The 22,113-nt window shown below is 70.8% G+C and carries 25 protein-coding genes and 2 tRNA genes; 10 read left to right on the top strand and 17 right to left on the bottom strand.

Annotated features, from left to right (window positions below; translation table 11 throughout):
- The first annotated feature begins 32 nt into the window (after positions 1–32).
- Genes AC6CQV_RS06905 through AC6CQV_RS06895 form a run of 3 tightly spaced genes read left to right on the top strand, consistent with a single transcriptional unit; the run spans position 33 to position 2,212 of the window.
- Positions 33–1,295: a DNA polymerase IV gene (locus tag AC6CQV_RS06905; RefSeq protein WP_498260600.1), complete on the top strand. Its 1,263-nt coding sequence runs from the start codon at positions 33–35 to the stop codon at positions 1,293–1,295.
- Between the two features lie 22 nt (positions 1,296–1,317).
- Positions 1,318–1,638 (top strand): hypothetical protein, encoded by a 321-nt coding sequence (locus tag AC6CQV_RS06900; protein ID WP_060958511.1) that lies wholly within the window; start codon positions 1,318–1,320, stop codon positions 1,636–1,638.
- Positions 1,622–2,212 carry a nucleoside/nucleotide kinase family protein gene (locus AC6CQV_RS06895; protein ID WP_498260599.1) on the top strand — a complete coding sequence of 197 codons (591 nt, stop codon included), beginning with the start codon at positions 1,622–1,624 and terminating at the stop codon, positions 2,210–2,212. The genes AC6CQV_RS06900 and AC6CQV_RS06895 overlap by 17 nt, the downstream gene beginning before the upstream one ends.
- 15 nt (positions 2,213–2,227) lie before the next feature.
- On the opposite strand, the gene AC6CQV_RS06890 is transcribed toward AC6CQV_RS06895, so the two are convergent.
- From AC6CQV_RS06890 to AC6CQV_RS06865, 6 genes are all read right to left on the bottom strand, one after another.
- On the bottom strand, positions 2,228–2,716 hold the full coding sequence (locus AC6CQV_RS06890; protein ID WP_498260598.1) for a DUF2017 family protein: 489 nt from the start codon (positions 2,714–2,716) through the stop codon (positions 2,228–2,230).
- Positions 2,713–2,997 (bottom strand): ATP-dependent Clp protease adapter ClpS, encoded by a 285-nt coding sequence (gene clpS, locus AC6CQV_RS06885; protein ID WP_060958584.1) that lies wholly within the window; start codon positions 2,995–2,997, stop codon positions 2,713–2,715. The genes AC6CQV_RS06890 and clpS overlap by 4 nt, the downstream gene beginning before the upstream one ends.
- Positions 2,994–3,344 carry a metallopeptidase family protein gene (locus AC6CQV_RS06880; RefSeq protein ID WP_060958513.1) on the bottom strand — a complete coding sequence of 117 codons (351 nt, stop codon included), beginning with the start codon at positions 3,342–3,344 and terminating at the stop codon, positions 2,994–2,996. The genes clpS and AC6CQV_RS06880 overlap by 4 nt, the downstream gene beginning before the upstream one ends.
- A gap of 25 nt (positions 3,345–3,369) precedes the next feature.
- Positions 3,370–3,445, bottom strand: a tRNA-His gene (locus AC6CQV_RS06875).
- 34 nt (positions 3,446–3,479) lie between these two features.
- Positions 3,480–4,103, bottom strand: a complete 624-nt coding sequence (gene orn, locus AC6CQV_RS06870; RefSeq protein ID WP_498260597.1) for an oligoribonuclease — start codon at positions 4,101–4,103, stop codon at positions 3,480–3,482.
- Between the two features lie 79 nt (positions 4,104–4,182).
- Positions 4,183–4,255, bottom strand: a tRNA-Arg gene (locus AC6CQV_RS06865).
- A gap of 127 nt (positions 4,256–4,382) precedes the next feature.
- Here AC6CQV_RS06865 and AC6CQV_RS06860 point away from each other — a divergent pair.
- On the top strand, positions 4,383–4,592 hold the full coding sequence (locus tag AC6CQV_RS06860; RefSeq protein WP_060958515.1) for a hypothetical protein: 210 nt from the start codon (positions 4,383–4,385) through the stop codon (positions 4,590–4,592).
- A 19-nt stretch (positions 4,593–4,611) separates the two neighbouring features.
- On the opposite strand, the gene yczE is transcribed toward AC6CQV_RS06860, so the two are convergent.
- Entirely contained in the window at positions 4,612–5,253 is a 642-nt protein-coding gene (gene yczE, locus AC6CQV_RS06855) for a membrane protein YczE (protein WP_498260596.1), read from the bottom strand.
- Positions 5,254–5,315: 62 nt separating this feature from the next.
- Here yczE and yczR point away from each other — a divergent pair, with 62 nt between their 5' ends.
- The gene (yczR, locus tag AC6CQV_RS06850; protein WP_498260595.1) at positions 5,316–6,731 is read left to right on the top strand and encodes a MocR-like transcription factor YczR; all 1,416 of its coding nucleotides are present in this window, start codon (positions 5,316–5,318) and stop codon (positions 6,729–6,731) included.
- Between the two features lie 25 nt (positions 6,732–6,756).
- On the opposite strand, the gene AC6CQV_RS06845 is transcribed toward yczR, so the two are convergent.
- Positions 6,757–7,002: a DNA mismatch repair protein gene (locus AC6CQV_RS06845; RefSeq protein WP_101306260.1), complete on the bottom strand. Its 246-nt coding sequence runs from the start codon at positions 7,000–7,002 to the stop codon at positions 6,757–6,759.
- 234 nt (positions 7,003–7,236) lie between these two features.
- Between AC6CQV_RS06845 and AC6CQV_RS06840 the strand changes: the two genes are divergently transcribed.
- The 4 genes from AC6CQV_RS06840 (at position 7,237) to AC6CQV_RS06825 (ending at position 10,607) form a co-directional block, all read left to right on the top strand.
- Positions 7,237–7,776, top strand: a complete 540-nt coding sequence (locus AC6CQV_RS06840) for a single-stranded DNA-binding protein (RefSeq protein WP_498260594.1) — start codon at positions 7,237–7,239, stop codon at positions 7,774–7,776.
- Positions 7,777–7,868: 92 nt separating this feature from the next.
- Entirely contained in the window at positions 7,869–8,357 is a 489-nt protein-coding gene (locus AC6CQV_RS06835; protein ID WP_191008525.1) for a DUF6993 domain-containing protein, read from the top strand.
- A 104-nt stretch (positions 8,358–8,461) separates the two neighbouring features.
- Entirely contained in the window at positions 8,462–10,141 is a 1,680-nt protein-coding gene (gene ettA / locus AC6CQV_RS06830) for an energy-dependent translational throttle protein EttA (protein WP_498260593.1), read from the top strand.
- A complete protein-coding gene (locus tag AC6CQV_RS06825; protein ID WP_101306262.1) occupies positions 10,134–10,607 on the top strand; it encodes an acyl-CoA thioesterase in 474 nt (157 codons plus the stop codon). The genes ettA and AC6CQV_RS06825 overlap by 8 nt, the downstream gene beginning before the upstream one ends.
- A 21-nt stretch (positions 10,608–10,628) precedes the next feature.
- Here the strand turns inward: AC6CQV_RS06825 and AC6CQV_RS06820 are convergent, their stop codons facing one another.
- Positions 10,629–11,501 carry an acyl-CoA thioesterase gene (locus tag AC6CQV_RS06820; protein WP_371836315.1) on the bottom strand — a complete coding sequence of 291 codons (873 nt, stop codon included), beginning with the start codon at positions 11,499–11,501 and terminating at the stop codon, positions 10,629–10,631.
- Between the two features lie 58 nt (positions 11,502–11,559).
- On the opposite strand from AC6CQV_RS06820, the gene AC6CQV_RS06815 reads away from it, so the two are divergent.
- The gene (locus AC6CQV_RS06815; protein ID WP_191008526.1) at positions 11,560–12,228 is read left to right on the top strand and encodes a DUF8185 domain-containing protein; all 669 of its coding nucleotides are present in this window, start codon (positions 11,560–11,562) and stop codon (positions 12,226–12,228) included.
- 33 nt (positions 12,229–12,261) lie between these two features.
- On the opposite strand, the gene AC6CQV_RS06810 is transcribed toward AC6CQV_RS06815, so the two are convergent.
- The 8 genes from AC6CQV_RS06810 to pepN all read right to left on the bottom strand — a co-directional run bounded on the left by AC6CQV_RS06810 (position 12,262) and on the right by pepN (position 22,053).
- On the bottom strand, positions 12,262–13,929 hold the full coding sequence (locus AC6CQV_RS06810) for an FAD-binding dehydrogenase (RefSeq protein WP_498260592.1): 1,668 nt from the start codon (positions 13,927–13,929) through the stop codon (positions 12,262–12,264).
- A 40-nt stretch (positions 13,930–13,969) separates the two neighbouring features.
- Entirely contained in the window at positions 13,970–14,449 is a 480-nt protein-coding gene (locus AC6CQV_RS06805; protein WP_498260591.1) for a globin, read from the bottom strand.
- A complete protein-coding gene (locus tag AC6CQV_RS06800) occupies positions 14,446–15,579 on the bottom strand; it encodes a mechanosensitive ion channel family protein (RefSeq protein ID WP_498260590.1) in 1,134 nt (377 codons plus the stop codon). The genes AC6CQV_RS06805 and AC6CQV_RS06800 overlap by 4 nt, the downstream gene beginning before the upstream one ends.
- Positions 15,580–15,589: 10 nt before the next feature.
- Positions 15,590–16,345, bottom strand: coding sequence for a response regulator (locus AC6CQV_RS06795; protein WP_498260589.1), 756 nt, complete (start codon positions 16,343–16,345; stop codon positions 15,590–15,592).
- On the bottom strand, positions 16,342–17,595 hold the full coding sequence (locus tag AC6CQV_RS06790; protein WP_498260588.1) for a sensor histidine kinase: 1,254 nt from the start codon (positions 17,593–17,595) through the stop codon (positions 16,342–16,344). The genes AC6CQV_RS06795 and AC6CQV_RS06790 overlap by 4 nt, the downstream gene beginning before the upstream one ends.
- Before the next feature lie 7 nt (positions 17,596–17,602).
- Positions 17,603–18,418 (bottom strand): ABC transporter permease, encoded by an 816-nt coding sequence (locus tag AC6CQV_RS06785; RefSeq protein WP_060958527.1) that lies wholly within the window; start codon positions 18,416–18,418, stop codon positions 17,603–17,605.
- Positions 18,415–19,326 carry an ABC transporter ATP-binding protein gene (locus AC6CQV_RS06780; protein ID WP_061781789.1) on the bottom strand — a complete coding sequence of 304 codons (912 nt, stop codon included), beginning with the start codon at positions 19,324–19,326 and terminating at the stop codon, positions 18,415–18,417. Before AC6CQV_RS06780 ends, AC6CQV_RS06785 begins: the two co-directional genes overlap by 4 nt.
- Positions 19,327–19,506: 180 nt before the next feature.
- On the bottom strand, positions 19,507–22,053 hold the full coding sequence (gene pepN, locus AC6CQV_RS06775; RefSeq protein ID WP_101306267.1) for an aminopeptidase N: 2,547 nt from the start codon (positions 22,051–22,053) through the stop codon (positions 19,507–19,509).
- Between the last annotated feature and the right edge of the window lie 60 nt (positions 22,054–22,113).

The raw sequence follows: 22,113 nt of genomic DNA, 5'->3' as shown, positions 1-22,113 counted from the left end.
GCCGTGTCGGCGGTGTCACCGACAATGGACTCATGGGACGTGGCGACGGATCGGGACGGATCGTCTCCGCCGACGGCGCGGATGACACCGGCACCCGCATCCTCCACGTCGACATGGATGCCTTCTACGCCTCCGTCGAGGTGCTCGACGATCCGTCGCTCGCGGGAAAGCCGCTGATCGTCGGCGGAATGGAGGGGCGCGGCGTGGTGTCCAGCGCCTCCTACGAGGCACGGCGGTTCGGCGTGCGCTCGGCGATGGGGGTCGCCCAGGCGTTGCGTCTGTGTCCGCAGGCGGTCGTCGTCCCGCCGCACTTCGAGAGGTACGCCGCCCTGTCGCGGCAGGTGATGTCGATCTTCCACGACATCACGCCGCTGGTCGAGCCGCTGTCCATCGACGAGGCGTTCCTCGACGTGTCGGGCGCCCGGCGGCTCTGGGGCTCGCCCGGCGAGATCGCACGGATGCTGAGGGCGCGGGTGCGCAGCGAGACCGGTCTCGTGTGCAGCGTGGGGGTCGCGGCCACCAAGCATGTCGCGAAGATCGCCTCCACGCGTTCCAAACCCGACGGCCTGCTGATCGTCAGCGAGCCGGACACGGCCGCCTTCCTCGCCGGACTCCCCGTGTCCGCGCTGTGGGGCGTCGGCCCGAAGGCCGCGGAAGCTCTGGAGAGCCGGGGCCTGCGCACGGTGTCCGACATCCTCGCGGCGCCGCGCGGCGTGCTCGATCGCGCCCTGGGCGCTGCCGGCGGAGAGCGGATCTGGCAGTTGGCTCACGGCATCGATCCCCGCGCCGTCGAGACCCAGCGTGTCGAGAAGAGCATCGGCCACGAGGAGACGTTCCTGCACGATGTGGCCGACTCCGCCGTCCTGCGCAGCGAACTGCGGCGCCTGTCCGACCGCGTCGCCTCCCGGCTTCGCGCCGGCGGATGGCGAGCGGGCACCGTCGCGCTGAAGCTGCGCTACGCCGATTTCACGACGCTCTCGCGCTCACAGACGCTCACGGAGCCGTCGGACGTCGGCCAGCGCATCGGCGACGTCGCGATCGCCCTCTTCGACGCGGTCGAGCTGGCGCAGCCCGTGCGGCTGATCGGCGTGCGCGCCGAGAAGCTCCGCGGCGGCGGCGACGGCGGCGCGCTGCCCCTGTGGGACGACGACGCGGAGTGGCGCCGCGTCGACGCAGCGCTCGACGATGCGCGCCAGCGCTTCGGCGGGGGAGCCGTCACCCGTGCCAGCGTGCTCGGCCCGCGCCGCGACGTGAATGCGCTGCCGACGAATCCGCGACTGCCTCGCACCGACTGACGTTCCGGGCTACGGTGGAGCCATGCCCAATCTCGCACTCGAACTCGGCAAGCAGTCCGCAGCGCTCGGCGTGAACAGCGTCTACGGCGAACAGCAGGACGTCGACGGCATCCGGCTCATCCCGGTCGCTCTGTCGTGGTCGGGCTTCGGCGCAGGCGAGGACGAGAGCGGGAACAACGGCGGGGGAGGCGGAGGTTTCGCCGTTCCTCTCGGCGCCTACATCCGCAAGGGCGACGACCTCCGTTTCGAGCCGAACCTGGTGTCGTTGGTGGCCGTGGCGATCCCCTTCGTGTGGGTCGCGGGGCGGACGCTCAGCCGCATCATCCGTGCACTCAAGCGCTGAGCACGCGCACAGCGACGAGGTCGACGCCGCCCTCGACGACGCGGTGACTCTCGTCGAACGGGCCGTGGTCGCGCTGCCTCCGGGCGTCCTTCCCATCGTGCTGATCGACGGGCGCTCCGGCGCGGGGAAGTCGACGGTCGCCGCGCGCGTGCGCGCCCGCTGGGCGGGCCCGGTCACGATGATCGGGCTCGACGAGCTCTACCCGGGGTGGGACGGGCTGGCGGAGGGCGCCGAGATCGCGCGCACCCGCATCCTGGAACCTCTCGCCTCGGGGCGCGCCGCGCACTGGAACCGCTGGGACTGGGTGCGAGACGCCCCCGGAGGCGGAGTCGTGACCCCGGCCTTCGTGCCGCTGATCCTGGAGGGGTCGGGCGTGCTGACCCCCGCCTCCGCACCTCTCGCGCCGGTCCGGCTCTGGCTGGAGTCGGCGGAACTGGGCCGCCGCGATCGCGCGCTCGCTCGCGACGGCGACACCTATCGGCCGCACTGGCAGCGGTGGGCCCGCCAGGAGGAGGCCCATCTGCGCGCGCACCATCCGCGCGACCTGGCCACCATCCGCGTCGACGTGCCGTAGCGGCCAGCAGCGCCGTCAGTCCTCCAGCGCCTGCAGCAGACCTTCGAGACGGAAACCCAGCCAGTTGTAGACCCCGAAACGGGGGTCGTCGTCCTGATCGTCATCCGAGACGATCCCCAGGCGCGTCGCCATGACCAGGCGCACCGCGGTGAGCGTGCGCAGCCAGGCGGTGACGGCGGCGGCATCCAGCTCGACGACGAACGAGGTCTCCGCCTCGACGCGATCGAGGTCGGCGGCGCGCAGAACGGTTCCCTCGCGCTGCAGCGAGGTCAGCACCGTCTGCGCGTCGTCGCGGCGGCGGTCGAGCAGGTCGTCCTGCGTGAAGCGACGGAACTCCGCGGCCGCCTGCGGGTCGTCGCGGTACGCATCCGGCACGAGCCGCGCGATCGCCGGATCGTCCGCGTCGTCGATCGCATCGGCCAGGAGCTGGGCGAACTGCGCGATCAGGTCGGTGAGGTGGGCGGCCTCGAGCGCCGAGAGCTCCATCCGCACCGCCGTCGTCACGAGTCGGCCTGTCGGACGGTGGCCCACAGGCCGAAGTCGTGCATGGCCTGCACGTGGAGCTCCATCTGCTCGCGGGCGCCTTCCGCCACGACCGCGTGCCCCTCGTGGTGGACGAGGAGCATCAGCTGCTCCGCGCGCTCCCGGGAGTAGCCGAAGTAGGTTCGAAAGACGTGGACGACGTAGCTCATCAAGTTCACCGGGTCGTTCCACACGACCGCCTGCCACGGCCCCGCGGTCTCCGAGCGGATGTCGAGGCGGAGGTCCTCCAGAGGGATCGTCACGCCCACCCCAATTCGTGCAGGCGGGCGTCGTCGATGCCGTAGAAGTGCGCGATCTCGTGGACGAGGGTCGTGTGCACCTCGTCGCGCAACTCTTCGATGCTCTCGCAGGCGTGCAGATGGGGCTCCCGGTAGACGATGATGCGGTCCGGGAGCTCGCCGGAGCCGTAGCGGTCGCGCTCGGTCAGGGCGAGGCCGTCATAGAGCCCGAGAAGGTCCAGCGAGCCGTCCTCCGGGCGATCCTCCACGACGAAGACCACGTTGTCGAGACCGACCAGCATGTCATCCGGCAACAGGTCGATCTCGTCGGACACGAGGTCCTCGAAGCCGTCGGCATCCAGATCGATCATGAGGGACTCCCGACAGGGAAGTGAGTGGGGTGGCTAACGGGGCTTGAACCCGCGACCCCCGCGACCACAACGCGGTGCTCTACCAACTGAGCTATAGCCACCATGTGCCTGCTTCCAGGCAACCAGACGATTCTATTACACACCTGGCGCGAATGACGACACGGCGGCCGCAGCAGCCTCTCTGGCCTGATCGCTCGTCGGTCCCGGCTCGGGCACGAAGACCGCCTGACGGTAGTAGGCGAGCTCGCGGATCGACTCCTGGATGTCGGCCAGCGCCCGATGCCCGCCGTCCTTCGCCGGCGCGTTGAAGTACGCGCGCGGGTACCAGCGCCGAGAGAGCTCCTTGATGCTGGACACGTCGACGCTGCGATAGTGCAGCCACCGGTCCACGCGCGGCATGTACTTGGCCAGGAACATCCGATCGGTGCCGATGGTGTTCCCCGCCAGCGGGGCCTTGCCCTCGGGGGCGAACCGCTGGATGTACTCCAGGGCCTCGAACTCGGCCTCCGCCAGGCTCACGCCGTGGGGGATCTCCGCCAGCAGACCGGACGTCTTGTGCATCCGCGTGACGAAGTCGTTCATGTTCTCGAGCGCGGAGGCGTCGGGCCGGATGACGATCTGGAAGCCGGGATCGAGCGCGTTCAGCTCGAAGTCGGTGACGATGATCGCGATCTCGACCAGCTCGTCGACCTCCAGATCGAGCCCGGTCATCTCGCAGTCGATCCAGACGAGGCGGTCGTTCTCCGCGGCATTCACCATGCGTTCATCCTACTGAGCGCCGCCGACGTCGCGCCGCGTCGCGCACGGCGCAGAGGCGCGACGCGACGCTGCGAAGACGTCCCTCCAGGAGGATTCGAACCCCCGACCTGGCGGGTAGAAACCGCTCGCTCTATCCACTGAGCTATGGAGGGGTGGGACGACATCTCCACCGTACCGGGTGCGCCCCGCTTCGCGCGCGAGCCGTGCGAGAGACGGCCGCCGCCCTCTCGCGCGGACGCGCCCGGGGGCGTAGCGTCGGATCCGACGAGAGGAGTCAGCATGAGCACCACATCGTCCACGCTCTGGGTCGCGTACGGCGCCGAAGGCAACGTCGTCGGCACGGTCCGCAAGTCGCCGGAGGGCTACACCTCCACGATCGCGGGGGCCTCCGCCAGTATCGGCACGTACCCCACCATGGACATCGCCAAGAACGCGCTGCACGGGCATCTTCCCCACGGATCCGACTGGCCGCGGTTCCGCGAGCACTGACACCCGCGCGACGCCTCGCTCACCGCGACGGCTCGGCCACGATCGCTCCCGTCCGGCGTCCCGCGGCCGCCCTGCCGTGCGCGCTGCGCGCGTCGGGGTCCAGCAGCGGGAGCGCCACGTGGACGAGCGGTCCGATGCCCGCCGCGAACAGCAGCGTGCCCAGTCCCACCGTGCCTCCGAGGAGCCAGCCCGCCAGCAGCACGGAGGCCTCGACGAGGAGGCGACAGGCCCAGATCGGCCAGCCGAGGCGCGTGTGCATCCCCGTCATCAGCCCGTCGCGTGGACCGGCGCCGAAGTGGGCGCCGATGTAGATGCCTGATGCCACCGCGACCAGGACCATGCCGAGGACGAACACGGCCAGCTGCGCTCCGAAGCCCGAGACCGCGGGGACGGTGCTGACGGTCACCTGCATGCTCGTCCCGACGATCAGGATGTTCGCGACGGTCCCGATGCCCGGCTTCTGTCGCAGAGGGATCCACAGCAGCAGGACCAGCAGCCCGACGATGTTCGTGATCCAGCCGATGCCGACCCCGGTCTGCACCGACAGTCCCTGGGCGAACACGGTCCACGGGTCCAGCCCGATGCCGGCGCGGACCATGATGCCGCACCCCGCGCCGTACAGGGCGAGGCCGACGAGGAGACGGATGACGCGAATCGACATGACGACATCCAATCGCAGTATTGGACCTCTCAGACCAGTCCAATCGCGATACGGTGGACGTCATGGACTCCCGGATCACGGCGCGCGCCCTCTCCTCCGCACTCGGCGGATGGCGGACGCGTGAGCCCGCATACGAGGCACTCGCCGACGGTATCCGACTGCTGTGCCTCGACAACCGCATCGCCGCGCACACGGCGTTGCCGGCGGAGCGCGATCTGGCGGCGACCCTGCGGGTGAGTCGAACGACGGTGGCCGCGGCGTACCGCAGCCTGCGCGACAGCGGCCACATCGAGAGCCTCCGCGGCTCCGGAAGCGTGACCCGCCCGCGCCCCCGACGCGACGTGGGTCGCGTCGCCGCGGACGAGGGGGCGATCGACCTGCAACAGGCCAGTCCGGCGGCATGGCCCGGGCTGGCCGGCGTCATCAGCGAGGCGGCGGCCGATGCGGCCAGCATCGTGTCGCACGCCGGTTACGACGTGCGCGGCTCCCTCGAGTTGCGGGAGGCGATCGCGGGCCGATACCGCCGCCTCGGCATCCCGACGTCGGCGGAACAGATCGTCGTCACGACGGGAGCGCAGTCGGCCATCCACCTCCTGGCGACCGTGCTGATCGGTCGCGGAGATCGCGCGCTGATCGAGACCCCCACCTATCCGCATGCCGCGGAGGCCCTTCGTTCGGCCGGAGCGCGGCTCAGCGCCGTGCCCGTGACGACGGCCGGCGGATGGGACCTGGACAGAGCCGCCCAGGTGTTCGCGCGCACGCGGCCCCGGCTGGCGTACCTGATGCCGCGCTTCCAGAACCCGACCGGTCGCTCGATGAGCGCGTCGGAAGAAGCCCTCTTCTCCCGGTCGGCACGCGATGCCGGCACCACCCTGATCGTCGACGAGACCACGGCGGAGCTCGTGATCGACGGCCCGGCGACGCCGCCCGCTTTCGCTTCGGAGCGCGTCATCCGCGTCGGATCGGTGGGCAAGTCGGTCTGGGGCGGACTGCGCGTGGGGTGGATCCGAGCCGAGGAGGAGCTCCTGCAGCGCATCGTGGCGGCGCGTCCGCCGCGCGAGCTCGGAACGCCCGAGTTCGAGCAGGTGGTCACGACGCGACTGATCGCACGGATGCCCGAGATCCTCGCGCAGCGGGCCGAGCTCCTACGCGTGGGTCGTGACACCGTCGTCGAGGCGCTCGGCGCCGCACTGCCGACGTGGCACGTGCCCGTCGTCGACGGTGGCGTCGCGCTCTGGGTGGAGCTCGACGCGCCCCTCAGCACCGGTCTGGTGCTGGCTGCTCGTGCCCACGGGGTGTATCTGTCCGCCGGATCGCGCTTCGGCGTGGACGGCCCGCACGATCGGCATCTGCGCATTCCCTTCACCGCCCCTCCCGAAGAGCTCCGGCGCGCCGTCGACGTGCTCGCGCGGGCGTGGCCGACGGTGCGGGCTGCTGCTCCGGTACACGGCGGCGAGTTGGTCGACGCCGTCGTCTGAGTCTCATCGGAGGGGGATCAGGGCCTCAGCGGAGGTAGATCAGGCAGTCGACGGCCTCCCGCGCCGTCCAGAAGGCGCCGAGCGGACGCAGTCGCGCACGCGCCAGGTCGAACCGCTCGGCGTGATAGCGCACGCCGTCGGCGCACTCCTCCCATCGCACATGGCCGATGACGCGTCCGGAGCGATCGAGCACGCGCCAGCGCTGCGGGGAGACCGGGTGGAACGAGCAGCCGCGAACGGCCGCGGGGACGGGAGCGAGCGTACGTGTCATCGGAACTCCTGACTCTGTCGTGATCGAACATAGCTTCGACGTCCGACATCGAACGGAGCGCGTCGTCCGAGCCTCCTGCACAGGTCGCGGCCCTGCGGAACTCTCCACGGATGGCGCGCGAGACGCCGATCGCGTCGGTGTGCGGAGGGACGCTGTTCGTGCTGCGGCGCCCGGCGGGCACCCGGGTGCCGCAGCGGCCCCGGAGAGTCCGGGGCGATGAGAGGAGTGGGAACCATGAGCGATCGCATCACCGTCGTCGGAAACGTGGCCTCGACCCCGGAACGGCGGGAGCTGCCCGGGGGGATCCCCGCCATCAGCTTCCGCCTCGCGAGCAGCGAGCGACGACACGAGAACGGGCAGTGGGTCGATGCGCACACGAACTGGTACTGGGTCTCGGCCTACCGGCGGCTCGCCGAGCACGCCCTCGCCTCGCTCGAGAAGGGGCAACGCGTCATCGTGACGGGGCGGTTCCGCATCAAGCAGTGGGAGTCGGGAGGAAAGAGCGGCTCGTCGGCCGAGATCGACGCCGACGGGCTCGGCCACGACCTGCTGTTCGGCACGACGACCTTCCACAAGCCGTCCGCGACGTCCGTGCAGCCGCCCGCATCCGCCGCCGACGCGACCGGGTGGTCGGTTCCCGGCGGTGTCGCGCACGACCCGGATGCGATCGGCGGGGAGCAGCCGGTCGCGGCCGCCGACGCGTCGGGGGAGTCTGCGCAACTCGTCGGTGCGGGCGCGTGGTCGCCGGCGCGCGACGACGAGACACCGTTCTGATCGCGACCCCCATCCGCCGGGTGTGACGAGCGCGCGGTCGTGCCGGGGCCGGTGTGGAGTGGGCGTCCAGCGACGCCGCCTAGACTCGAGGCGTGAGAAGAGACGTCCATCGCGCGGCCCCCGGCCTGCTCGCCGTCGGCCTCGCGGTGACGCTGGCTCTCGCCGGATGCGCGCCGTCGCCGACTCCCGCGCCGTCCCCGTCCGTCACCGCGACACCGTCGGCCACGGCCACGCCCACGCCGACGGGACCGGTGCTCGAGCCGGGCGGCACGGCGACGCAGAACCTCCCCTTCTTCAGCTCGATCGTCGACGCCGTCGCCGCCGGCCCCACCGCCCTGCAGGGCCGGGCCTACATCGATGCCCTCGTCGCGGCCGGCTTCGACAAGTCGGCGATGGAGGTCACGCAGGACCTGACGACGGTCGGCAACCAGGCCGACTCCATCCAGTTCTCGGTGCGATGGCAGGGGGAGTGCCTCGTGGGACAGGTCGGCCCCTCCGTCTCTGGCCCGCAGACCCGGGTGCTTCCGGAGGTGCCCGGCGGCACCTGCCTCGTGGGACAGACGCGTCCGATCGACTGGTGACCCGGCCGCGGCCACGCCCCACGCCGCCGTCAGCCCCTCGGCTGTCGCCGTCCCCGCGCGAGCGGGCCGAGCGCACGACCCCGTCCGCGTAGACTTGGGCCGTTATGGCCGAATACATCTACTCCATGGTCCGTGCCCGCAAAGCGGTGGGCGAGAAGCTGATCCTCGATGACGTCACGATGGCGTTCCTCCCCGGCGCCAAGATCGGCATGGTCGGCCCCAACGGCGCCGGTAAGTCGACGATCCTGAAGATCATGGCGGGCCTCGACGCGCCGTCCAACGGCGAGGCCAAGCTCACCCCCGGGTTCAGCGTCGGCATCCTCATGCAGGAGCCCGAGCTCGACGACACCAAGACCGTGCTCGAGAACATCCAGGACGGCGTGGCGATCAAGGCGAAGCTCGACCGCTTCAACGAGATCTCCGCTCTCATGGCCGATCCCGACGCGGACTTCGATTCGCTGCTGGCCGAGATGGGCGTGCTCCAGGAGGAGATCGACGCCGCGGACGGCTGGGACCTCGACTCGCAGCTCGAGCAGGCGATGGATGCCCTCCGCACCCCGCCCGCCGACGAGCCGGTCACCAAGCTCTCCGGTGGTGAGCGGCGCCGCGTCGCCCTCGCCAAGCTCCTGCTGCAGAAGCCCGACCTGCTCCTGCTGGACGAGCCCACCAACCACCTCGACGCGGAGAGCGTGTTGTGGCTCGAGCAGCACCTCCAGTCGTACAAGGGTGCCGTCATCGCCATCACCCACGACCGGTACTTCCTCGACAACGTCGCGGAGTGGATCGCCGAGGTCGACCGCGGCCGGCTCATCGGCTACGAGGGCAACTACTCCACCTACCTGGAGAAGAAGGCCGAGCGCCTCGACATCCAGGGCAAGAAGGACGCCAAGCTCGCCAAGCGTCTGAAGGACGAGCTCGACTGGGTCCGTTCGTCGGCCAAGGGCCGTCAGACGAAGTCGAAGGCTCGTCTGGCCCGCTACGAAGAGATGGCGGCCGAGGCGGAGCGCACCCGCAAGCTCGAATTCGAGGAGATCCAGATCCCCGCCGGCCCGCGCCTCGGCACCGTCGTGATCGAGGCGAAGAAGCTGCAGAAGGGGTTCGGCGACCGCTCGCTCATCGACGGTCTCAGCTTCAGCCTGCCGCCCAACGGCATCGTGGGTGTCATCGGACCCAACGGCGTCGGAAAGACGACGCTGTTCAAGACGATCGTCGGCCTCGAGCCGCTCGACGGCGGCGATCTGAAGATCGGTGAGACGGTCAAGATCAGCTACGTCGACCAGAGCCGGGCCAACATCGACCCGAACAAGACGCTGTGGGAGGTCGTGTCCGACGGGCTCGACATCATCACCGTCGGCAAGACGGAGATCCCTTCGCGGGCCTACGTCTCCAAGTTCGGCTTCAAGGGACCCGACCAGCAGAAGAAGGCGGGTGTGCTCTCGGGCGGTGAGCGCAACCGGCTGAACCTCGCTCTCACGCTGAAGGAGGGCGGCAACCTGCTCCTCCTCGACGAGCCCACGAACGACCTCGACGTCGAGACGCTGAGCTCGCTGGAGAACGCCCTGCTCGAGTTCCCCGGCTGCGCGGTGGTCATCACGCACGACCGGTGGTTCCTCGACCGCATCGCGACGCACATCCTCGCCTACGAGGGCACCGACGAGCAGCCGGACAAGTGGTACTGGTTCGAGGGCAACTTCGAGGCGTACGAGGCGAACAAGATCGAGCGCCTCGGCCCGGACGCCGCGAACCCGCACCGCTCCACGCACCGCAAGCTCACCCGTGACTGAGCGCCTCCACGTTCCCATCCATCTGAGATGGGGTGATCTCGACGCGTTCAACCACGTGAACAACGCGACGATGTTGAAGCTGCTCGAAGAGGCGCGCGTGCGGGTGTTCTGGACACCCGTGTTCGGTGACTCGGCGCCCGACACCGCCGTCATCGACGCGGGTGTGGATGCCGGGGTGCTGACGCTCATCGCGCGTCAGGAGATCGAGTACCTCGCGCCGGTCCCGTACCGCCGCGAGCCCCTCGACATCCAGATGTGGTTCGGCAAGCTCGGCGGCTCGAGCATCGAGGTCTGCTACGAGGTGTACAGCCCGCGCAGCGACGGCGACCAGACGCTGTACGCGCGGGCCTCCTCGTCGGTCGTCCTCGTCGACGCGCAGACCTTCCGCCCCGTGCGGCTGACCGACACGATGCGCGACGCCTGGAGCCCCTACGTGGGGGAGCCGGTCGCGTTCCGGCGGCACTGACCGCGACGACTGCGGCGCGGGTCAGGTGCGATCCGGTACCCGCACCATGATCTCCTGACCGACCGACGCGACCAGATCGCCGTCGCGGGTGAAGATGCGTCCGGAGGACAGTCCTCTCCCGGCGCGCGCACTGGGGGAGTTCTGCGCGTACAGGAGCCATTCGTCGACCCGTGCCGGGCGGTGCCACCACATCGCGTGGTCCAGGCTGGCGACTTTGAGCCCCGGTTGCGACCACGCGATGCCGTGCGCGCGCAGCACGGACTCCTGGATGGTCAGATCGCTCATGTAAGCCAGGACGGCGCGGTGCAGCGCGGGATCGTCGCCGATGGGCCGCTTCGCGCGCATCCACACGTTCTGCTGCGCGCTGCGCTGCGGGGCCACGGCGTCGTAGATCGCTCCCTCGGCGTGGACGACCTCGATGGGGCTGCTGGCGAGGAGGCGTTGCGACAGCGGATGCCGTCCGGCGGCCGGCCACTGCCGGATCGCCTCTTCGGGCGTGAGGATCCCCTCCGGCATCCCGCTCTGATGATCCAGGCCCGGGTCCTCGCGTTCGAACGAGGCGATCATGGAGAAGATGGGCACGCCGTCCTGGAAGACCTGCGTGCGGCGCGTCGAGAACGAGCGTCCGTCGTGGATCCGATCCACCGACAGCGTCACGCCGCGCCCCGCGTCGCCGGGACGGAGGAAGTACCCGTGCATCGAGTGCGGGACGCGGTCGTCGTCGGTCGTCCGGTCGGCCGCGATGATCGCCTGCGCGAGCACCTGTCCGCCGAAGATCCGTCCGGTCGGCATCGGATGCGAGGCTCCGGTGAAGATGTCCTCGGTCGTGCGCGCGTCTCCCGAGGAGAGGTCGAGCACGTCCAGCATCTCCGCGACGGGATCCTCGCCGCTCACCCTGCCGTCTCCACGTGCTCTCCGTCCGTCTCCGCTGCCGCTTGATAGTTTAGGTGGGATGTCCGCCCACCTCCTGTTCCCCGACGCCCCGAGCGCCGCCGACGTGCTCGTCTTCGCCCAGCGCGCCGCCCGTCTCGGCGACGGGACGGTGCGTCTGCGCGCATCGGGAGGCACCCTCGCCGTGACCTCGGCGCCGCTGGCTCCGCAGACGCTCTTGGAGGCGACGCCGACCGTCCTCGGCATGCGTTTCGTGCGCGTGGATCCCGAGCTGGAGTGCGACCTCGTCGTGGATGCCGCCGCGCTGGCACCCGGCGACGCCCCGAACGCGATCGCCCTGCCGGACTCCGCGGTGACGGCGCCCTGGGCCGGGGTCTCCCCGCCGCGCTCCGGGTGGGAGCGCGCCGCCTCCCTCGATGCGGCGACCCTCGCCGCTCGTGCGCAGTGGGGCATCGCCGCCGTCGCGGAGGCCGTCCCGGACGCGGCGGGCGAAGACGTCGTACGACTGGTACGGGCGCAGGTGTGGGGCGAGCCGGACGGCGAGGTCGTGGACCTGCCGCGCGGCGTGGCGTTCGCCGCCTTCGCCCTCGGCTTCATCGGGGGCGAGGAGACGGCGACCGTCCATCGCAGCGGACCGTGGACCCGCGTGAGCCTGCGCCGGGGACACGTCCTCACGCGCACCCGGGTGCACTCGGGGCTCACCGAGGTCCGGACGACGGGCGCCGCCTGACCCAGGTCGACCCCGTCGACGCGGTGGTCGCGCTCAGAGCGCGGCGGCGGCCGCCCGTCCGGCGATCCTGCCCGAGAACAGGCATCCACCGACGAAGGTGCCCTCGAGTGCGCGGTAGCCGTGCACGCCGCCGCCTCCGAAGCCCGCAGCCTCGCCGGCCGCGTACAGCCCGCCGACCGGAGCTCCGTCGGTGCCGAGGGCACGACCCGACAGGTCGGTCTCGATCCCGCCGAGCGACTTGCGGGTGAGCACGTGGAGCTTCACGGCGATGAGGGGCCCGTTCTGCGGATCGAGGATGCGGTGCGGCTTCGCGGTGCGGATGAGCCGGTCGCCGCGGTAGGCACGGGCTGCGCGCAGCATCGCGATCTGCGCATCCTTCGTGAAGTCGTTCTCGATCTCGCGGTCGCGCGCTTCGAGTTCGCGTCGCACCGTGGACGCGTCCAGTGCTTCACCGCCCGGCAGCGCACGCATGCCGTCGATCAGCTCGTCCAGCGTCCGGCGCACCACGAAGTCCGCACCGTGGTCGAGGAAGTCCTGCACGGGCCCGGCGGCCCCCGCGCCGAGCCGCGAGCGCACCAGCAGGGGCACGTCTTTGCCGGTGAGGTCCGGGTTCTGCTCGCTCCCCGAGAGGGTGAACTCCTTCTCGATGATCTTCTGCGAGAGGACGAACCACGAATGGTCGTGGCCGGTGGCGCGCAGGTGCGCGAGGGTTCCCAGGGTGTCGAAGCCGGGGTAGAGCGGAACGGGAAGCCGCGCGCCGGTGGCGTCCAGCCACACCGACGACGGCCCGGGCAGGATCCGGATGCCGTGGTTCGGCCAGATCGGATTCCAGTTCTGGATCCCCTCGACGTAGTGCCACATGCGGTCGCCGTTGATGAGGCGGGCGCCGGCGGCGGCGGATACCGGCTGCATCGATCCGTCGACGTAGGCGGGAACCCCGGTGATCATCGTGTCGGGGGCGGTCCCGAGGCGGGCGGGCCACTGGGCGCGCACGAGGTCGTGGTTGCCGCCGATCCCGCCCGACGCGACGATCGTGGCGCCCGCCGTGACCTCGAAGGCTCCGACGATCTCGCGCGAGCTGACGGCGCCCCGTGGTGCGCCGGAGGGGGCGAGGATGTCGCCGCGTGCGCCGGTGACGCCGGCCCCGCCGGTGGTCAGGGCCGTCACGCGGTGCCGGGGGAGCACCGTGAGCCGCCCCGTCGCCTCCGCCTGCTCGATGGCCGCCTGGAAAGGGGCGACGAGCCCGGGGCCGGTACCCCAGGTGATGTGGAAGCGCGGGACGGAGTTTCCCGGTCCGGTGGCGTTGTAGCCTCCGCGCTCGGCCCAGCCGACCACGGGGAAGAAGCCCACGCCCTTCTCGCGGAGCCAGGCGCGCTTCTCGCCGCTGGCGAACTGCAGGTAGGCCTCCGCCCACCGGCGCGGCCAGAGATCCTCGTCGCGGTCGAACCCGGCGGTGGCGAACCAGTCCTGCCGAGCGAGCTCGAGGGAGTCCGCGATCCCCATCCGTCGCTGTTCGGGGGAATCGACGAAGAACAGGCCGCCGAACGACCAGAACGCCTGCCCACCCAGATTGGGGCGCGGCTCCTGGTCGAGGAGGGCGACGGTCTTTCCGGCGGCGGCCGCTTCGGTCGCCGCGACGAGACCGGCGAGGCCCCATCCGATGACGAGGACGTCGACCTCGCGTGTCGTGGTGGTGCTCATCGTCGACTCCTTCGTCGTCTCGTCGCTGAGATTCGGACCGTCAGCGCTCGGGGGATGCCGCGGCATCCTCCGTCGGGCGCGGGTGCACCGGCAGGTGCGCGGCGCTGGACGGACGATCGGGACCGATGCCGCTGGGCTCGAACGTGTTCACCATGGCATGCGCGGCCCGCTGCAGGTAGTCCCAGAGCGTCGCTTCGTGCAGCGGCGAGAGGTCGAGCTCGTCGACGGCGGTGCGCATGTGTGCGAGCCAGCGGTCGCGGGCGTCGGGATTGACGTGGAAGGGGATGTGCCGCATGCGCAGCCGGGGGTGCCCGCGGCGCTCGGTGTAGGTGGTCGGCCCGCCCCAGTACTGCTCCAGGAACAGCGTCAGCCGCTCCGCCGCCGGGCCGAGGTCGGCCTCGGGGTACATCGGCCGCAGCACCTCGTCGTCGGCCACGCCCCGGTAGAAGGCGTCGACCAGCCGGACGAACGTGTCATGCCCACCGATCTCGTCGTAGAAGCTCCCGCTCTGCGCGGTCATGAGTCCTCGCCCTTCGTCTGCGGAGCCGGAGCGCCGTCCGTCGTCGCCGACGAGTTCTCCTCCGCGCCGGTCCGCTTCGAGGCGGCGCCTCCGCGCTTGGGCTTCCAGATGCCCTTGCCGTCGGCGGTCGCCACCGGGGTCGGCCGGGTGCGTGGCGGGTTCGCGCCCCGCACGCGCTGGGCTCCCTCGAGCCCGGCGAGCATGACGGTGTTCATCGACGGCAGCGTCACACCGAGCTCGTCCATCGCACGCTTGAGCCGCATGCGCAGCTCGCGCGCGACGTCGTCCTTCGCATTGGCGCGCGTCTTCATCACGAGACGGATCACGAGGGCATCGCCGGTGATCGACTCGAGTCCCCACACCTCGGGCTGCTCGATCACGCGCGTGCGCCACTTCGGATCCTTCGCGAGAGACTTCGCGGTGGCGAGCATCGACTTCTCGACCTGATCGATGTCGACGTCGACCGGCAGCGCGAGGTCGATGATGACGCGCGACCAGCCCTGCGACATGTTTCCGATGCGCGTGATCTCCCCGTTGCGCACGTACCAGAGCGTGCCGTTGACGTCGCGGACGTGCGTGATCCGCACGCTGACGTACTCGACGATGCCCGTCGCCAATCCGAGGTCGACGACGTCGCCGATCCCCACCTGGTCCTCCGCGACGATGAAGATGCCGTTGAGCACGTCCTTGACGATGTTTTGGGCACCGAAGCCGAGGCCGGCGCCGATCGCCGCGGACAGCAGCGCGAACGAGCCGAGCGCGTCGGGGGCGACCGTTCCGAAGATCAACAGGATCGCGATGATCACGATGGCGACGTTGACGATGTTCTGGAGGATCGAACCCAGTGTGCGGGTGCGTTGGACCAGACGCATCGCGGCGAGGGGCGAGCGCTCGAGGGCCTGCGTGTCGTCGACGTTCGCCTTGCTCTTCGCCCCGGACACGATGCGGTTGACGATGCGGCGGATGACGAGGCGAAGGATCCAGGAGGCGAAGAAGGCGCCGACGGCGATGCCGATGCTCGCGAGCACGTTCATGCCCGCCTGGCCGAGGAAGACCAGCACGTTCTCCCACAGCTTCGGATCGATGACGGGGGCGGCGGGATCTCCACCGGTGTCTTGGAAGTACAGCATCGTTCCGATCCTAACGAGCACGCCCTGGGGAGTGATCGTGAGGAGCGTGCGCATCCGGGTCGCGCGGTGCCGGGAGACGATCGAGGAGCGCCTCACCCCGGTGGGCGAGGATCACCGCCTGGATGCGGTCGCGCGCGCCGAGCTTCGCCAGGATGCGGCCGACGTGCGTCTTCACGGTCGTCTCGCCGAGGTAGAGCTCGGCGGCGATCTCGGCATTCGTGAGGCCGCGCGCGATCGCATGGAACACCTCGCGTTCGCGGGGCGTGAGCTCGGTGAGCCGGGCCGCGAGCTCCGCTGCGGCGCCGTCCGCATCCGTCGCGTGGGCGTTCGCCGCGTTGCGGCGCCGGAGCACCTCACGGGTGACGCGCGGAGAGAGCACGGCGTCGCCGGCGGCGACGGCACGGACGGCGCCGACCAACGCCGCGCGATCGACGTCCTTGAGCAGGAAGCCGCTGGCTCCGGCATCCAGCGCACCGAAGGCGTACTCGTCGAGATCGAAGGTGGTCAGCACCATCACGCGCGTGCGCGGGACGGTGCCGACGATCCGCGCGGTGGCGGCGACACCGTCGAGCCTCGGCATCCGCACGTCCATCAACACGACGTCGGGATCGAGCGCGACGCAGAGCTCGACCGCTTCCTCGCCGTCGGAGGCCTCGCCCACGACGACGATGTCGTCCTCGGCCCCCAGCACGAGTCCGAATCCCAGTCGGATCAGTTGCTGGTCGTCGGCGACGACGACACGGATCGGCCCCGCCGCGGTCGTCACCTCGCCACCGCCGCGTCCTGCGGCACCGTCAGGCGCACGCGCCACCGGCCGCCCCCGATGGGTCCGGCCTCGGCTGTGCCGCCCACGCGCGCGGCGCGCTCGTGCAGTCCACGGATGCCGTAGCCACCGGTGGCGGGGGAAGCCCCTGCGACCACGCCGTCGTTGACGACCTCGACCTCCACTCCGCCGCGGTCCGTCGAGATGGTCACCGCCACGAAGCTCGCCGACGGGGCGTGTCGCATCACGTTCGTCAGTCCCTCCTGTACGACGCGCGCAACGGCCAGTCTGAGGTGGCGGTCATCGATGGGGGGACCCGAGGTCTCCACGGTGACGGGAAGCCCGGCGCTGCGGGCCGCCGCGACCGCGGCACGCACGGTGTCGCCGTCGAGGGGGACGAGCGGTGCGTCGTCCTCGGCATCCCCGTCGCGGAGCAGCCCCAGCATCGCGCGCATCTCGTCGAGCGCACTGCGCGCCGTGACGGCGATCTGAGCCGTCGCCGCCCGACCGCGCTCCACGTCGGAGGTCGCGCTGGCCCCCTCGGCCAGCGCGACGACGACCGTCAGCGAGTGGGAGACCACGTCGTGCATCTCTCGCGCGATGCGGGTGCGCTCCGCGCTCGCCGCGAGCCGAGCGTGCCGTTCCCGCTCGGCCCAGAGCTGGCGCGACGTGTCCATCAGCGCGGCGAGGTAGCGGGCGCGGTTGCCGACGTTGACGCCGACGAGCGTGCCGAGCAGAAGGCTCACGATGAGTGCCGCACAGCCGTTGAGTGCGGCGACGAGGTCGGTGGCGCCGCTCAGCACCATCACCCCCGCGCACGCCAGCGCTGCTCCGCCGGCGACGGCCCCGGCACGCCACGCCGCGGCCGACCCCGTGTACACGGCGACCGCGAAGACCGCGACGGCCACCGCCGCGCCTCCCACGCCGGCGCCGGACGAGACGGCGAGCACGGCACCCGTCGTCGCGAAGGCGAACGCGACCATCGGCCTCTGCCGCCGCCAGAGGAGGGCGACGCAGGCGACGGCCAGCAGGACGACCGCGAACGGTCGCGCGCTCTCCCAGAGCACGCCCACGTCTCGCGCCTCGGTGCGTCCCGGTGCGGAGAAGGTGAGAGTCGCCGTCGCGAGCGCGATCAGAACGTCGGCGGTGCGCCGGTGCCGCGCCCAGAAGCGCCGGATGACTCCCGGCGGACGCGGAAGCCGCAGCTCGCTCGACGCGGGGTCGGGAGAGCCGCGGCTTCCGGCAGACACCATGGCGGTGTCAGGCGTCGCGGCCGCGCAGTGCCGCCCACGCGCCGAGCAGCAGTGCCGCAGGCCAGGCGGCGAGCGTCAGCAGGCCACGGACGACCTCGTCCCCGCCGGCCGTCGTCGCGGACTGGGCTCCGGACATCGGCAGGTACTGACTCGCATCGACGATCCACTTCCAGCCCTCCCCGGCGAAGGAGAACATCGACAGGACGATGGGCAGCACGAACAGCACACCGACGGTCGCGGCGATCGCACCGGCGCCGTTGCGGACGATGAAGCCGAAGCCGAGTCCGATGAGCGCGAACGTCGCCATCGCGAAGACGCCCGCCAGCAGCGGCGACCACGACTGCGCCGGGTCGGCCCAGTCGATCGCCGTCGTGAGGATCGGCGCCGTCGCCAGCACGGAGATCGCATAGGTGGCGGCGGTGGCGAGGGCCAGGAGCACCGTCACGACGAGCGCCTTGGCCAGCAGGACCGCGCCGCGACGCGGCTCGGCCGTCAGCGTCGAGCGGATCATGCCCGTCGAATACTCGCCCGTGATCGCGATCGCGCCGAGGATGCCCGCGACGAGCATCGTGAACTGCATCGGCATGACGACCACCATGACGGGCGCGAAGCCCGAGTCGAAGTCGCGCAGGGCGGCGGCCATCATGAGGGAGATGCCCACCGACAGCACGACCGTGATGGCGAGCGACCACCACGTCGAGCGCAGCGACAGCAGCTTGATCCACTCGCTGCGCACGACGCGGACGAACGACAGGTGGTAGGGCGACCCGGGGCGGGCCGAGACGGAGCCCGCGGCAGCGGCGGGGACGGTCGCGGTGGTCATGCGATCTCCTTGGTCTTGTACTGGACGGCGCCTTCGGTGAGCGCCATGTAGGCCTCTTCCAGCGAGCCGCTGCGCGGGGTCAGCTCGTGCAGCGGGATGCCGCGCTGCGCGGCGATGTCGCCGATGGCGCTCGCGGCGATGCCGGCGACGACGAGCCTGCCCTCGCCGGTGTCGGTCACGGTGACGTCGGGCGAGCCGAGCGCGGCGGCGAGGTCGGCGGCACGCGGAGTGCGCACGAGCACCTCGTTGCGCGTCCACGCGCTGACGAGCTCGGCCAGCGGCGCGTCGGCGAGCACGCGTCCGCGTCCGAGCACGATCACGTGGTCGGCGGTCTGCGACATCTCGCTCATGAGGTGGCTGGACAGCAGGACCGTCCGTCCCTCACCGGCGAGGTGGCGCACGAACTGGCGCACCCAGCGCACGCCCTCGGGATCGAGGCCGTTGACGGGCTCGTCGAGGATGAGCGTCTGCGGGTCTCCGAGCAGCGCGGCGGCGATGCCGAGGCGCTGCCCCATGCCGAGCGAGAACTTGCCGGCGCGCTTGTTCGCGACGGCCTCGAGCCCTGTCAGCGCGATGACCTCGTCGACGCGGGAGGTGGGGATGCCGTGCGTCGCCGCCATCGCCCGCAGGTGCCCGCGCGCCGATCGACCCGTGTGCACGGCCTTCGCGTCGAGCAGCACCCCGACCTCGGTGAGCGGAGAGCGGCTGTGGGTGTAGAGGTGCCCGCCGACCGTCACACGCCCCGAGGAGGGCGCGTCGAGGCCCACGATCATGCGCATGGTGGTCGACTTGCCGGCTCCGTTGGGGCCGAGGAACCCGGTGACCTGCCCGGGCTGCACGGCGAACGAGACGTCGTCGACGGCGGTGGTGCTTCCGTATCTCTTCGTGAGGTTCTCAGCAACGATCATGCTTCGACGCTACGGGGCCTGCGGTCGGGGCCGCATCCTGCGAGAGGATGAGATCGCGCTGACCGGAAGTCGTTCCCCGGAACGACCCCGATCGCGCCCGGGCGCGATCGCCGGCGGCGTCGTCCCCGCGCATCGGGTCGCGCGCCGCCGCGCGCGCACGACCCGACCGCGTGGCCGACCTCAGCTGTCCGCGTCGCGCTCCTGAACCGCGAGGGCGCGCTCGACTCCCGCGAGGTTCTCGTTCACGAGGCGACGCAGCGCCGCCGGCGCATCCGCGTGGTCCGCGAGCCACCGCCGCGTCGCGTCCCGGAGCGCCACGGACGCCAGGGGAGCGGGGTAGAGCCCCGTGATCAGGTAGTTCGCGATCTGGTAGGTGCGTGATTCCCAGACCGGCAACAGCATGTCGAAGTAGGCGTCCACGAACGACGCCAGCGCCTCGACGCCGGCCGGGTGCACGAACCCGAGTGCGGCGGAGCGCACGACGGTGTTCGGCAGGTCGGCGCTGTCGACGAGCGAGGCCCAGGCCGCACGCTTGGCGTCGACCGTCGGCAGCGCGGCCTTGGCCTGCGCGGCGAACTCGCCGCCCTTCGCCGTGTTGTCCGCGGCCAGCGCGGCGTCGATCTGCTCCGCGGTGACCACACCACCGGCCGCGAGCGACACCAGCAGCGCCCAGGACAGGTCGGCGTCGATGTCGAGACCCGGAAGCGTCACGTCACCGTCCCGCAGGGCGCGCACGGTCTCCCACTGGGCGTCGGTCGCCGCCGCCGATGCGAAGGCGGTCACGAACTGGAGCTGGCTGTCACTGCCGCCCTCGGCGCCCTGCGCGAGCTCCCAGAGACCCTCGGCCACCCGCACGCGCGCGGCCTCGCGCTTCTCGGGCGCGACGTAGGCGTTCGCGGCGAGCTGCAGCTGAGCGAGGGTCGTGCGCACCGTCGTGGACTCGGTCTCGGAGCCGATGTTGCGCAGCACCAGATCGATGTAGTCGGATGCCGAGGCCTCGGCATCCCGCGTCTGATCCCAGGCCGCACCCCAGACGAGCGACCGCGCCAGCGGGTCGCTGATGCGGGCCAGGTGGTCGATGGCCGTGGTGAGCGATCGCGGGTCGAGACGGATCTTCGCGTACGCGAGGTCCTCGTCGTTGAGCAGGATCAGATCGGGCTGACGCTCGCCCACCAGCTCGGGCACCTCGGTGAGATCGCCGTCGACGTCGAGCTCGACGTGGCGCGTGCGCACCAGCGCGTCGCCCTCCAGCGCGTAGAAGCCGACGCCGAGGCGGTGCGGACGGATCGTCGGGTAGTCCGCCGGAGCGGTCTGCACGATCGCGAACCGCGCGATCACGCCGTCGTCGCCGACGCGCAGCTCGGGTGCGAGCGTGTTGACGCCCGCCGTCTCGAGCCACTTCTTCGACCACCCGGACAGATCGCGACCGCTGGTGGCCTCCAGCTCGACGAGCAGGTCGGACAGCTCGGTGTTGCCGAAGGCGTGCTTCTGGAAGTACTGGCCGACGCCCGCGAAGAAGGCGTCGATACCGACCCACGCCGCGAGCTGCTTGAGGACGGAGCCGCCCTTCGCGTAGGTGATGCCGTCGAAGTTGACCTGCACGTCCTCCAGGTCGTTGATGGTCGCGACGACGGGGTGGGTCGAGGGCAGCTGGTCCTGACGGTAGGCCCAGGTCTTCTCCATGGCGTTGAACGTCGTCCACGCCTCGGTCCACTCGGTGGCCTCGGCCGTCGCGATCGTCGACGCCCACTCGGCGAACGACTCGTTGAGCCACAGGTCGTTCCACCACTTCATGGTGACCAGGTCGCCGAACCACATGTGCGCGAGCTCGTGCAGGATCGTGACGACCCGGCGCTCCTTCACGGCATCCGTCACCTTGCTGCGGAAGACGTAGGTCTCGGTGAAGGTCACCGCGCCCGCGTTCTCCATCGCGCCCGCGTTGAACTCCGGGACGAAGAGCTGGTCGTACTTGGCGAACGGGTACGGGACCCCGAACTTCTGCTCGTAGTAGGCGAAGCCCTCGCGCGTCTTGTCGAAGATGTAGTCCGCGTCGAGGTGCTGCCAGAGGCTCTTGCGTCCGTACACGCCGAGCGGGATGACGGTGCCGGAGGCGCTGGTGAGCTCGCTGAAGGTCGCCTCGTAGGGACCGGCGACGATCGCCGTGATGTACGACGAGATCCGCGGCGTCGGCTCGAAGGCCCAGATCGCGGACCCCTCGTCGGCGGGCACGGGCTCGGGAGTGGGGGAGTTGGAGACGACCTTCCATGCGGACGGCGCCGTCACGGTGAAGCGGAAGGTGGCCTTGAGGTCGGGCTGCTCGAAGACCGCGAACACACGACGCGAGTCGGGCACCTCGAACTGCGAGTACAGGTACACCTCGCCGTCGACCGGGTCGACGAACCGGTGCAGGCCTTCGCCCGTGTTCGTGTAGAGGCAGTCCGCGTCGACGATCAGCTCGTTCTGCGCGCGGAGCCCGTCCAGGGCGATCCGCGAGTCGGCGAACGCCGCCGCGTCGACCGCGACGCCGTTCAACGTGATCTCGCGGACATCGCGCGCGATCAGATCGATGAACGTCGAGGCGCCCTCGGTCGCGGCGAAACGCACCACCGTGCGCGAGCCGAACACCTCCGGTCCCCGGGTGAGATCGAGGGCGATGTCGTACGAGTGGGTCTCGACGATCGCGCGGCGCTCCTGCGCTTCGATGCGGGTGAGGTTCTCTCCAGGCACTGCGGTACTCCCGTGGGTGAGGGGCGTGGTCTGAACCGTCCGGCACTGCTGGCGCCGACG

The organism is Microbacterium sp. EG9, assembly GCF_059759475.1.
Note: the sequence above shows the minus strand (reverse complement) of the source record. Positions and strands in the feature narration are given on the sequence as shown.

Excerpts from the sequence above, each read along its gene's own strand:
- AC6CQV_RS06905 (WP_498260600.1), top strand. The coding sequence starts at position 33 with ATGGGACGTGGCGACGGATCGGGACGGATCGTCTCCGCCGACGGCGCG.
- AC6CQV_RS06900 (WP_060958511.1), top strand. The coding sequence starts at position 1,318 with ATGCCCAATCTCGCACTCGAACTCGGCAAGCAGTCCGCAGCGCTCGGC.
- AC6CQV_RS06880 (WP_060958513.1), bottom strand. The coding sequence starts at position 3,344 with ATGATCGATCTGGATGCCGACGGCTTCGAGGACCTCGTGTCCGACGAG.
- orn (WP_498260597.1), bottom strand. The coding sequence starts at position 4,103 with ATGGTGAATGCCGCGGAGAACGACCGCCTCGTCTGGATCGACTGCGAG.
- AC6CQV_RS06860 (WP_060958515.1), top strand. The coding sequence starts at position 4,383 with ATGAGCACCACATCGTCCACGCTCTGGGTCGCGTACGGCGCCGAAGGC.
- yczE (WP_498260596.1), bottom strand. The coding sequence starts at position 5,253 with ATGTCGATTCGCGTCATCCGTCTCCTCGTCGGCCTCGCCCTGTACGGC.
- yczR (WP_498260595.1), top strand. The coding sequence starts at position 5,316 with ATGGACTCCCGGATCACGGCGCGCGCCCTCTCCTCCGCACTCGGCGGA.
- AC6CQV_RS06845 (WP_101306260.1), bottom strand. The coding sequence starts at position 7,002 with ATGACACGTACGCTCGCTCCCGTCCCCGCGGCCGTTCGCGGCTGCTCG.
- AC6CQV_RS06840 (WP_498260594.1), top strand. The coding sequence starts at position 7,237 with ATGAGCGATCGCATCACCGTCGTCGGAAACGTGGCCTCGACCCCGGAA.
- ettA (WP_498260593.1), top strand. The coding sequence starts at position 8,462 with ATGGCCGAATACATCTACTCCATGGTCCGTGCCCGCAAAGCGGTGGGC.
- AC6CQV_RS06815 (WP_191008526.1), top strand. The coding sequence starts at position 11,560 with ATGTCCGCCCACCTCCTGTTCCCCGACGCCCCGAGCGCCGCCGACGTG.
- AC6CQV_RS06810 (WP_498260592.1), bottom strand. The coding sequence starts at position 13,929 with ATGAGCACCACCACGACACGCGAGGTCGACGTCCTCGTCATCGGATGG.
- AC6CQV_RS06805 (WP_498260591.1), bottom strand. The coding sequence starts at position 14,449 with ATGACCGCGCAGAGCGGGAGCTTCTACGACGAGATCGGTGGGCATGAC.
- AC6CQV_RS06800 (WP_498260590.1), bottom strand. The coding sequence starts at position 15,579 with ATGCTGTACTTCCAAGACACCGGTGGAGATCCCGCCGCCCCCGTCATC.
- AC6CQV_RS06790 (WP_498260588.1), bottom strand. The coding sequence starts at position 17,595 with ATGGTGTCTGCCGGAAGCCGCGGCTCTCCCGACCCCGCGTCGAGCGAG.
- AC6CQV_RS06785 (WP_060958527.1), bottom strand. The coding sequence starts at position 18,418 with ATGACCACCGCGACCGTCCCCGCCGCTGCCGCGGGCTCCGTCTCGGCC.
- AC6CQV_RS06780 (WP_061781789.1), bottom strand. The coding sequence starts at position 19,326 with ATGATCGTTGCTGAGAACCTCACGAAGAGATACGGAAGCACCACCGCC.